The organism is Atribacteraceae bacterium (assembly GCA_035477455.1).
In the GTDB taxonomy this organism is placed as follows: domain Bacteria; phylum Atribacterota; class Atribacteria; order Atribacterales; family Atribacteraceae; genus DATIKP01.
In genome coordinates this window covers 1-10,262 of the sequence record DATIKP010000083.1, presented here as the reverse complement: position 1 = coordinate 10,262, position 10,262 = coordinate 1, and the positions used below count along the sequence as shown (strand labels likewise).

General features: G+C 53.8%; 12 protein-coding genes. All 12 read left to right on the top strand.

Going from position 1 to position 10,262, the window contains the following annotated elements:
* Window positions 1-451: hypothetical protein (locus VLH40_05240; GenBank protein ID HSV31412.1), on the top strand; the 451-nt coding region annotated here is incomplete at its 5' end.
* A 67-nt stretch (window positions 452-518) separates the two neighbouring features.
* Window positions 519-836, top strand: a complete 318-nt coding sequence (locus tag VLH40_05235; GenBank protein ID HSV31411.1) for a flagellar biosynthesis anti-sigma factor FlgM — start codon at window positions 519-521, stop codon at window positions 834-836.
* Window positions 833-1,357: a flagellar export chaperone FlgN gene (flgN, locus tag VLH40_05230; protein ID HSV31410.1), complete on the top strand. Its 525-nt coding sequence runs from the start codon at window positions 833-835 to the stop codon at window positions 1,355-1,357. The genes VLH40_05235 and flgN overlap by 4 nt, the downstream gene beginning before the upstream one ends.
* A gap of 18 nt (window positions 1,358-1,375) precedes the next feature.
* Window positions 1,376-3,280, top strand: a complete 1,905-nt coding sequence (gene flgK, locus VLH40_05225) for a flagellar hook-associated protein FlgK (GenBank protein HSV31409.1) — start codon at window positions 1,376-1,378, stop codon at window positions 3,278-3,280.
* An 11-nt stretch (window positions 3,281-3,291) separates the two neighbouring features.
* Window positions 3,292-5,289 (top strand): flagellar hook-associated protein FlgL, encoded by a 1,998-nt coding sequence (gene flgL / locus VLH40_05220; GenBank protein ID HSV31408.1) that lies wholly within the window; start codon window positions 3,292-3,294, stop codon window positions 5,287-5,289.
* 10 nt (window positions 5,290-5,299) lie between these two features.
* Window positions 5,300-5,746 (top strand): flagellar assembly protein FliW, encoded by a 447-nt coding sequence (gene fliW, locus VLH40_05215; GenBank protein HSV31407.1) that lies wholly within the window; start codon window positions 5,300-5,302, stop codon window positions 5,744-5,746.
* A 141-nt stretch (window positions 5,747-5,887) separates the two neighbouring features.
* The gene (csrA, locus tag VLH40_05210; protein HSV31406.1) at window positions 5,888-6,175 is read left to right on the top strand and encodes a carbon storage regulator CsrA; all 288 of its coding nucleotides are present in this window, start codon (window positions 5,888-5,890) and stop codon (window positions 6,173-6,175) included.
* Window positions 6,176-6,737: 562 nt separating this feature from the next.
* Window positions 6,738-7,523: a redoxin domain-containing protein gene (locus VLH40_05205; protein ID HSV31405.1), complete on the top strand. Its 786-nt coding sequence runs from the start codon at window positions 6,738-6,740 to the stop codon at window positions 7,521-7,523.
* Window positions 7,501-8,088 (top strand): hypothetical protein, encoded by a 588-nt coding sequence (locus VLH40_05200; GenBank protein ID HSV31404.1) that lies wholly within the window; start codon window positions 7,501-7,503, stop codon window positions 8,086-8,088. The genes VLH40_05205 and VLH40_05200 overlap by 23 nt, the downstream gene beginning before the upstream one ends.
* 6 nt (window positions 8,089-8,094) lie before the next feature.
* The gene (locus tag VLH40_05195) at window positions 8,095-8,829 is read left to right on the top strand and encodes an LptA/OstA family protein (GenBank protein HSV31403.1); all 735 of its coding nucleotides are present in this window, start codon (window positions 8,095-8,097) and stop codon (window positions 8,827-8,829) included.
* A 3-nt stretch (window positions 8,830-8,832) separates the two neighbouring features.
* Entirely contained in the window at window positions 8,833-9,582 is a 750-nt protein-coding gene (lptB, locus tag VLH40_05190) for an LPS export ABC transporter ATP-binding protein (protein ID HSV31402.1), read from the top strand.
* A gap of 145 nt (window positions 9,583-9,727) precedes the next feature.
* Window positions 9,728-10,262 (top strand): LptF/LptG family permease (locus VLH40_05185; protein HSV31401.1); only part of this gene is annotated, 535 nt, incomplete at its 3' end.

The following is a 10,262-nucleotide window of genomic DNA, read 5'->3' as shown; positions in this document are numbered from 1 at the left end:
GGACGAAGGGTGTGGTATAATAGTGGATATCGTCAAGTGCAAACGGTGTGGGAAGATCTTCCAGAAACTGTCCGACCGGGCGATCTGTCCGGGGTGTATCCAGGCCGTGGAGGACGACTTCCTCTCCGTCAAACGACGGGTGCAGGAGCATCCCGGTGAAAATGTCCAGCGACTCTCCCAGTCCACCGGAGTCGACCGGAATTTGATCGTCGAATTTATCCGGGAAGGCCGTCTTCAGGTCGATCCAGCCCTGGTCCCGCAAGATTTTTATTCCGCGTGTCGGCGTTGTGGAGAACGGTCCTTGCACAAGCGTTTTTGCGAGCGCTGTCTCAAGGAACTTTCTGACAGGTTGGCGGGGCGGGAGATCCATCCGAAGTCGGATCCTTCTTCCCGGGATATGGCGCAGAAATTTCATTTCAGAAATTTTTTGCAAGACGAGGACAAGGACTAAACTTTTCTGCATACTTGCCGATTTATTGTGAGGAAGGAATCTGCAGGGTGGGGAAAGGGGGGTCATTATGAAAATATCCACGAACCAGGTGGCGACGATTCTCAGGATGTATCATCGTACGACTCTCGAGAAAGCGAAGGAAGTCAAACCGGCAATGGGGGGGGTACGCCAGGACCGGGTTTCTCTTTCGAACTCGGCTATGGAAATCAACAAATATGCCCGTCGCTACAGGGAAGTACCGGCAATCAGAGAACAACTGGTCGAAGATCTGAAACACCGGACTCAATCCGGCACCTATCATATCCAGGGAAGCACCATTGTGGAAAAAATGTTCAGCCGGGAAATGGTTGATTTTTTAATTGAGCGGGGAGAGGAGCAAGGTTGAAGGAATTGAGCGATTACCTCGATTTCCTGTTGGACCTGATCGGAAAAGAAATCGAGGTTCAGGAATGCATTCTCCAGATAGCCGGAGAGAAAAGAAGAGTTCTTCGGGAAAACCATATCGAAGAACTCCTTTGCTATCTCAGGCAGGAGGAAACCCTGCTCCTACAAGCTCAGGATTTAGAAAGGGAAATGAACCAGGTTTGGAAGAAGATGTGTAATGAGCACTCTTTGAATTTACCGGTTTTTCGGTTGGCTGATCTGATCGATCTTGCCGATGACGAACAGGCGCAGCTTTTGAGCAAAACCAAAGAACACCTCAGCACGGTAGTCCGGGACCTCGAGGTTATCAACCGCCAGAATGCCCTGTTAATCAAGGAAGCGCTGGAATACATCAACATCGTTTTTTCACTCCTGGTGGAAGGACCCCCGGAAAAATCGGGCGCGCTGGGCTATGCACCGCCTGGCGGCAAGGAGGGTCCGGGAAAGAATATCAACGGTCTGTTCATCGACGGGACCGTGTAGCAACAGGGAGGGCGACAGATGCGCAGCCAATTTTACGGCCTGGAAGCAGCCAGAAGTGCTTTGCAAGCTCACCAGGCCGCTATAAACGTGACCGGCCACAATATCGCGAATTCAAATACAACCGGGTATACCCGGCAGGTTCCCGACTTGCAACAGCGGATCACCTCACCGATCGGTCTTTTCGTTCCGCCGCATTTCAAATCCTTGGGCAGCGGGGTGGGTATCGCAGACATCCGCCGTTCCCGGGATCGTTTCATCGATATCCAGATCCGGCAGGAAGCGAGAACTGGGTCCTTCTGGAAGACGATTGACGAGGGACTGGGCCAGATTGAGGTCATTTTTTCCGAACCCAATGACGGTGGCTTGAGCAAGGTCTTTGACCGGTTCTGGAATACCTGGCAGGACCTGTCCAAGTATCCCGAGTCGGAAGCTACCCGGGCGTTGGTAATCGAAACCGCCGATATGCTGGCCGGAGCCTTCGGCCATATTTCCGATCAACTTCACCTCTTGGGGGACCAGGCGAACGAACACATTTCCATCAAAGTGAGAGAAGCCAACACCCACATCCAGCAGATCTACGCTTTGAACAAACAGATCAGCCGTCTGGGCAATGTAGGGGGAAACACCAACGACCTGAAAGACAAACTGGATGTTCAAATTGATCAATTATCGAAATTAATGGATTTTCAGGTCAGGGAAAATAGCAACGGGACCTCCACCCTGGTCATGCAGGGGCGAATCTTGGCCAGTGAAAAGACGACGACCTTCCTCGAGGTACGGAATAACCCGGCGACCCGGCTGAACGAGATTTTTATCGCTGGTACGGAAGAGCGTTTCTTCGCCCGTTACCAGAATGGAGAGCTCAAGGCAGTTCTTGATTACCGGGACCAGATTCTTCCGGAATATATCGGGTTTATGAACGATATGACCAGAGGCCTCGTGGAAAACGTCAACCTCCTGCACCGTGGCGGCTACACTCTCGACCAACCTCCGGAAACCGGCCTGAATTTCTTTGAAAAGATCGATCCTTCGCAGGATTTCTCTGCCGGCAATATCAAAGTCAACGAAGCGATCCTCCTTGACTGGAAGAAAGTGGCCGCCTCGGTGAGTGGGGCACCCGGTGACGGGGAGAACGCCATTGCGCTATCCCGAGTGCGGGAACGGAGTCTGGGCGCTTGGAATACTGCTGAAGCTCCGGAGTATGTTACGGCGGGCCAGACTTTTCAAATCAATATCGGTATGGACGGAGCGACGATCCTGATCCCTGAATTCAGCCGGGTCGAGGAGTTGGTCAATGAGATTAATTCCCAACTCTTGGGGACGGATCTGGCCGGGAGAGTCCGGGCCTATACCGACGGGGTGGGGCTTTATTTCAGCTCTCCAACTGGCGAAACGGTGGAGTTTGCTGATACGGACGGCAGACTTACGGCTTGGAACACGCTGGTCACTTTCGGGGGAGCGGACACCATGATGATCAACGGCGTCTTTCTCGATTTTACCGGAGTGACCGATATCCATCAACTGGCCGCGACGATCAACGGCAACCCGGAACTGCGGGGCATCGTCCAGGCCTCGGTCGACGGGTCCCGTCTGACGTTACACTCCCTCACCCGCGAACCCCTGACCGTGAGCGGCGTTGCGGCGGAAAAGCTCCGAATGGCTCTGCATAGCGCCAATCCCGATGACGCCTACCGGGGGCGCATTGCCCAGTTGGGAGTGGAAAAACAGGAGGCTAACCGGCTCTTCTTCAACCAAGGGCTCCTGGTGGACCAGCTAGATATCCGGAAAGAAACGGTTTCCGGCGTGTCGCTCGACGAGGAAATGGTCAATCTGGTGAAATACCAGCATACCTATGAATCGGCGGCCATGCTCATCCGGGTGATCGACGAGATGCTCGATAGCATCATCAACCTTATCAGATAGGAGTTACGAAGATGCGTGTGACACAGAAAATCCTCACCGACCGGGTTATGGGGAACCTGAACCAGATCCTGCGCCGCCTCGTCCGCGTCCAGGATGAACTCTCGTCGGGGAGATCGGTGCTGGCGCCTTCGGACAGCCCGGTCAGGATCAATCAGATATTGAACCTGCGGACATCCATCACCCGTCTGGACCAGTACCGGACCAATATCGAGGATTCGATCAACTGGCTGAACTTAGTCGATCGGAGTTTGGAGTCGGCAATTTACGTCAACCAGACGGTCAATACCATAGCCCTTCAGGCGGCCAACGGGACGCTAACCTCCTCAGACCGGGACATTCTCGCCTCCCAGGTAGAGCGGTACCTGGAAGAGATGGTCGGCAATGGGAATATCTCTTTTGCTGGTAAATATCTCTTCTCCGGGACCCAGACCTTATCCCGGCCGTTTTCTCTGCCTTCCGGAACTCCCGAAGACCGGCGGATCAGGACCGGTCAGGCCCTCCATATGGCCATCCAGGGCGGAGGGTATTTTCAACTGGTCAAATTCAATGACGCAGGTTACCAGGAAATCTTCTATACCCGGGATGGGTCCTTCGAAATCCAGTGGTATGAAAATGAACTGGCCCAAACCGTGGGACGGATCGTCAACCGGGATGGGATCCCCCTTCTGGTCACCCAAGATGGAACGGTGGGTACTGGCGCTCTGGTCCTCCCCCGGGATTACAAGACAATCGAGATTGGCCAGAACGGTACGGTGACCGTGACCCGCTCGGACAATACACAGGATACCTATCAAATCCAGTTGGCCCGATTTAGGGAGGTTTTCGCTCTGACTGAGGCCGGACCCGGCCTCTTCCGGAAATCCGACCGCTATACGGGAACCCCGATCGTCGACCATCCGATGGTTTCCGGATTGGGTACCCTGTATTCTGGGTACCGGGAAACAACGGCTAAGATAAGTTATCATGGCAATGCCGGACGGATTACCCACGAGGTGGAATCGGGAACTACCATGGCCGTTGGATTCCCGGGGGACGAGATTCTGTTCCGCGGCTTCGAAGCAGGGGGAAGCGAAAGGCCAGTCATCCGGAATGAAGAATTGGCTTTTACCGTCAATGGCCGGGAGGTCATCATCGACAACACCGGTGGATCCCTCACCAAGATTCAGAGCCTGGTCAACCGTCTCAATATGGAGTTCAACGCGGACATGCAACTACGCCACGAAATCTATGCGGCCACCGATGGCCAGCGGATTCTGTTGCGTTCCCGGACAGAAGATGTGCTGGAATTCAAAGAAATTACGGGAACTCCCCTCCAGGACTGGGGAATTGTCGGCTATAGCCGGATCGGGTCGGGGGAAATCAGCGTTTTCCCCTCCGGCGGGGAAGAGATCATCGTCAATGGAAAAACGCTGATTCTGGACGCCAGCCCAGACGTCAATACCTTACTGGCGGACCTCGTCAATAAATTGGCTGCCGACCCCGATTTATCCGGTAGGGTCTTTGCCGGGTGGAATACCGCGGGTAACGGAATCGAACTTTATACCAACGACGGCAGTGCCTTGGTCCTTGCGGACGGGGCGGGAGGTCTGCTCACGACGTGGGGGATGCTCAATTCTAATGGTTTTGTGGTCCCTGGTAACTCCTCTCCGGTCATCCTGGAGGCCCGTGAGGCGGAGGGGGCTTTGAAGATTTTGCGGGATATGGAGCATTATTTGCGGACCAACGATTTCGCAAAGATTTCCTCCAGCGCCCTGGGGCGCTTGAGAGAGACCCTCGACACCCTGATCAAGGCCCGTTCCCAGGCCGGCGCGAGGACCTTGCGAATGGAAACCCATCTGACCCGGTTTGATGATTTCTCGGTCAATTTCAAGCGATTGTTGTCTCACAATGAAGACATCGATGTGGCGGCGGTGGCGATGCGTTTGAAGGAACATGAAAACGTCTACCAGATGGCTTTGGCTGCAGCGGCCCGGGCGATTCAGCCGACGCTTCTCAACTTTTTAAGGTGAGGAACATACGTTGCTGATCGAAACACTCTATTTCGGACCGATGGAGGTCGAACCGGAAAAGCTCATTCTCTTCCCTTGGGGTCTTCCCGGCTTTGAAGAATACAAGCGGTTTATCCTCCTCGAAGAGGAGGGTTTTTTATGGCTGCAGAGCGCGGACAGCAGCGAGGTTGTTTTCGCCCTGTGTGACCCTTTCCTCTATTTCCGGAATTACGAAATCGATATTCCGACGGCCGATTGCGGCAGCTTGGCGATAATCGACCATGAGAATGTCATCGTCCTTTCGATGATGAACGTCCTTTCCCCCACCGAGATCGGGGTCAATTTGCTCGCCCCTCTGGTGATCAACTGCCAGTTGCGGATGGGGAAACAAGTGATTCTGGAGAACAGTGCCTATCGGGTTCGCCATATTTTGCAGCTGGACAATCATCCTGAGGACGCGGGGGTACCGGCGTTCTGAGGCGAACAGTGCCCGCCGTTTGTTTTGCTCTGCTCATCTTTTCTCTGTAGTATCGATCCGGTTCTCGTGCCGGGTTTTTCTTTTGTCCCGAACGGGAATCTGTGTTAGAATGATATGACGCTGGAACCAAGGAAGATTCCGGTGGGGCATATTTTGCTGGGAGGACGGGTCGGTACCCGGAAAATCAGAATGCTGGTCATCAGTCGAAAAACCGATCAGGCGATCCGGATCGGCGATACCATTCAAATTCAGGTGGTGGGAATCGGCAAGGGAAAGGTTCGTCTTGGTATAGTGGCCCCTTCCGATATCCCGGTATATCGGGAAGAGCTCTACCAGGATCTGGTGGCTGGCAATAAAACATCTTTGGTCACCTCACCCGAGATGATCGAATCGGTCAAAAAAGCCTTTACCGCTCGCTTGTCCCGCTAATAATTTCAGCCGCTTACAGCAATTACGGGAACTTCCCTCCCCGGTCCGGGAATAGTTTGTATATCATCTGCTATAAGAAGTATACTCGAGTAGGCGGTGTGAGGTGGTCCGGGATTTGCTGCTCATGAGTTTTTGGGAGCGGGCGGCAAGTTCCCGAGGGCGATAAGCGCTTATACATTGAGGATAGGACGAAGCGAAAAAGGGCGTGGATGTCCCCCCTCTTTATTCCCCCTTTAGAAAAGGGGATAGGGGGATGGGAAAATTACATTTTAGGCGATGCAAATCACCGGCTCAAGTTTTTTGATAGGGCAAAGTAAAGTATCTGATTCGGCGGTTACGGGGTAAGTTGCCGAGGAAAGACAGATGATCGGGGATAGCATAAAGAACCCTTGAGGCAAGGTTAGAGCGAGGCAAGAGGGAAAAACGAATTTTGAGAAAAGCAGGCTATTATGCGGTAGGTTTTTAGGTAAAACAAAAACTGGCATTGGTATTAGCTGACAGCCTAAACGGCCTAAAAGCCTAAATTGCTACAGCCGGCATTTACAGAGGAGGATACCGTTCGATGAAAAAACGACGATGGTTTATAGCGCACGCACTGATAGTAGGGATCTGGGTATTGTTCTTGCTTGAGTCCCCGCCGGTGTTGTCTCAGGAGTGGAAAGCTCCCGATTTCGTCCTTCCCTCGTTGGAGGGCGACAGGCATCGGCTGGAGGATTACCGGGGACGACCGGTCGCGATCCTCTTTTTTACCACCTGGTGCCCCTTTTGCGCGCAGGAGCTTCCGGCACTCGAGCAGTTTTACCGTGAATCAAGCGAGAACGAGGGGTTGGCCATTTTCGCAGTCAACGTCCAGGAAAGATCGGAGACAGTGCGGTCGATGGTAACTCCGCTGAACATATCCTATCCGGTGCTTATGGATCAAACTGGTCAAACCGCTATGGCCTATCGGATGGTCGCTCTCCCGAGCACCTATTTTATCGATCCGCAGGGTAATCTCCAGGATATGGTAATCGGTGCGACAAATCCGAGGGCATTTGAGGAAAAACTGAATCAAATACTCTGGTACCGGGGAGTCGATGATCAGGAACTCGCAACCCTGATGGAACTGACTACTTCTTTGCAAATCCTGGATTTTCGGACGGATGGTGAGAATCCCTATTCCGACCTGCCGACCGTTAGGCATCATGTAATCCGGGATCTCGGGGTGGCGCTGTCGCACTTTGCTCCGGACGGAGTGTATCTAATTCTGACCGATCATCCGCAAGAGAGCCTGACCATCGCCCGGGAAATGGCCCTGGCTGGATTCCGGAGAATTTTTTATCGGCTTGCCGGCGATCGTGAAGGTTGATTGGGAAACTTTCCTGTGGACCATTATCTCCCTGGTGTCGCTGGTCGCCGTTTTGTTCTTTTCCTGGGTTTTCCGGGTGCCGCCGGCCGGGTTGTCGGGGGATAACGAACAAGAGGCGCGCGAACTGCAGCGGGAAGCGGGAGGCATCGAAATCAATCTGGAGGAGGCCCAGATCAGCAAACTCTCGGGAACTGAGAAAGTCTGGGAATTAGCTACCCGAAGCTTGCAAAGAAGGGACGAACGGCTTTTACTCGATGAGGTTACCGGTTATCTCTATAAAGACCAAGCACCGCACTATCGGGTCGAAGCCGACCAGGGCTGGGTCGATCTGGACACGCAGCAAGTCATCCTCGAAACCGTTTTTTTATCGGCTCTCGATGGAAGAGGGAACATGCAGGGAAAGGTCATTGAATGGAAAGGGGACGACCGGGTTTTTCATATCCGGAATTTTCTCTTCGAATCGGCGGAGTCCCGGATTGAAGCCGAGCAGGCAAGGTATGACGTTACCGCGGGAAAAGTCGAGCTGATTGAGAATGTGGAAATTAGAATGAAGCTGGGAGACTGATAGACCATGAAGGTCATGATGGGAATGTGCAAGGAAGGCTGGTTCCAATGGATCGTTTCGTTCGGGCTGATTGTCCTCACCATCCTAGGTGGGGGCGGTATTCCGGTCAGGGCCCAGGACGATACCGCCCGGGAGGTTGTGATCCGAACGTCATTGGCCGAATATGACGAGGAAACCGGTCTCCTCTCAGCTCGGGGTGAGTCAACGATCACCTGGCAGGATATTACTATGATCTGTCCTTATTTGGAGGTCGATACGCTGAAGCGGGAAGCACATAGTTCTGGCGACATCCGTGTTCTTTGGGGCGGGAAAACCATCGTGGCGGAAAAACTGCATTTTCTGGGAAAAGAGAATCGGGCTACCCTTGAAGAAGTGACCGGGACCGGTGCCGATATGCATTTGTCCGCCGGGTTGGCCGCCTTCGATTTTACCGCTGAACAGGTTTCCCTGACTGGAAATCCCATTCTCAGAATCAATGATTACGAAATGCGTTCCGATGCAATCCGGTATAGTTTTGCCGCCCAGTATTGGGAAGCTGCCCCGGTGTGGCTCTCCCGTCAGGACTGGGAAGGCCGGGCTGATCGAGGGATGTTCCGCGAGGGGAGTGACTCCATCGAACTGGTGGGTAATGCCAGGGTCGAGAGGGAGGGGAGTCTGCTTCAGGGCGAAAAGATTACGGTTTTCCACGCAACGGGTCGGATCCGAGTGGAAGGCGATGTCGAAATAACGATTGTGGATTGAGCAATGACTACGCTGACCCAAACACGATCCTGGACTACCCTGGCCGGGAAGGGCCTGGTCAAAGAATATAGCCGGAAACGTATTGTCGACAAGGTGACTGTCGCCGTAGAACGAGGTGAAATCGTCGGTCTTCTGGGCCCCAACGGGGCCGGGAAGACCACCACCTTTTATCTTCTGGTGGGACTCACCCGGCCTACGGCGGGTAATGTTTACCTCGATTCCAGTGAACTCGGCCATTATCCCATGTATGCCCGCTCGCGCATGGGGATTGGTTACCTCCCGCAGGAGCCGTCGGTTTTTCGGAAATTGACGGTCCGGAACAATCTCGATCTGGTCTTGGAAATGCAAGGTTGGCCAAAAAAAGAAATACGCCACCGCAGGGACGAACTACTGGAAGAGTTTGGAATCGCCCGCCTGGCCGACACGCGGGCGATTCTTCTCTCGGGAGGGGAACGGAGAAGGCTGGAAATCGCCCGGGCTATTGCCACCTCGCCCTCCTTTCTCCTGTTGGACGAGCCTTTTACCGGCATCGATCCGATCGCCGTGGAAGATATCCAGCAGATTATCCGCTATCTGGCCCGTAAGGAAATCGGGATCCTGATCACCGATCATGCCGTCCGGGAAACCTTGGCGATCACCGATCGGGCGTATATCATGTTCGAAGGGAAAATCCTGATCTCCGGCACATCGAGTGAAATTATCGCCTCCGAGTTGAGCCGCAAACATTATCTGGGGGAGCGGTTTAACCTGTAATGGTATGGAGGGTCGGGAGACTGAACGACCGGGGGGGAACGCGCGCGCGGGGTCGTCCTGGTAAGCGCCCCGGCCCACGTTTCTGGGGGGCCTTGCGCCCCTTGGGAGGCCTGGCTGGGAATTTGACGAAACGGGTGAATATTTGGTGAAGACTATAGACCGCTATATACTCGGGCAAACCGCGGTTCACTTCCTGTTTGGGGTAGCGCTCTTCGTGACCATCCTTACCGCCGGAGATTTACTCTTTCGCCTGACCCGCCTGTGGCTCCAGTCCGGCTTGTCCCTGGTCACCGTATTGCAAATCTTCCTCTACAGCATTCCTTCCTTTTTGGTCTATGTTTTTCCTATGGCTGTTCTTCTGGCGGTGTTACTGACCATGAGTCGCCTGGCCAGCGGCAGTGAGGTGATCGCACTGAAGGCGGGGGGGGTCAGCCTGAAGCGGATCGCCCTCCCATTTATTTTTTTTGCGGTGTGGGTGTGTTCCGGAACCATCCTGATCTCCGAATGGCTCCTCCCGGTGACCGCGGTAAGATTAGAGGCCTTGGCCGGAGAGAGCGCGCTACCGGACTGGCTGATGCAGGAAAATATTTTTTTTAAGGATACCAGCGAAACCGGCGTGGAACGGGTTTTTTACGTAAGACGCATTGACCGGGACCGGTCAATACTTGAGGATGTAATCG

Coding starts and splice junctions, on each gene's coding strand:
- VLH40_05235 (HSV31411.1), top strand. CDS start 519: ATGAAAATATCCACGAACCAGGTGGCGACGATTCTCAGGATGTATCAT.
- flgK (HSV31409.1), top strand. CDS start 1,376: ATGCGCAGCCAATTTTACGGCCTGGAAGCAGCCAGAAGTGCTTTGCAA.
- flgL (HSV31408.1), top strand. CDS start 3,292: ATGCGTGTGACACAGAAAATCCTCACCGACCGGGTTATGGGGAACCTG.
- VLH40_05205 (HSV31405.1), top strand. CDS start 6,738: ATGAAAAAACGACGATGGTTTATAGCGCACGCACTGATAGTAGGGATC.
- VLH40_05195 (HSV31403.1), top strand. CDS start 8,095: ATGAAGGTCATGATGGGAATGTGCAAGGAAGGCTGGTTCCAATGGATC.
- lptB (HSV31402.1), top strand. CDS start 8,833: ATGACTACGCTGACCCAAACACGATCCTGGACTACCCTGGCCGGGAAG.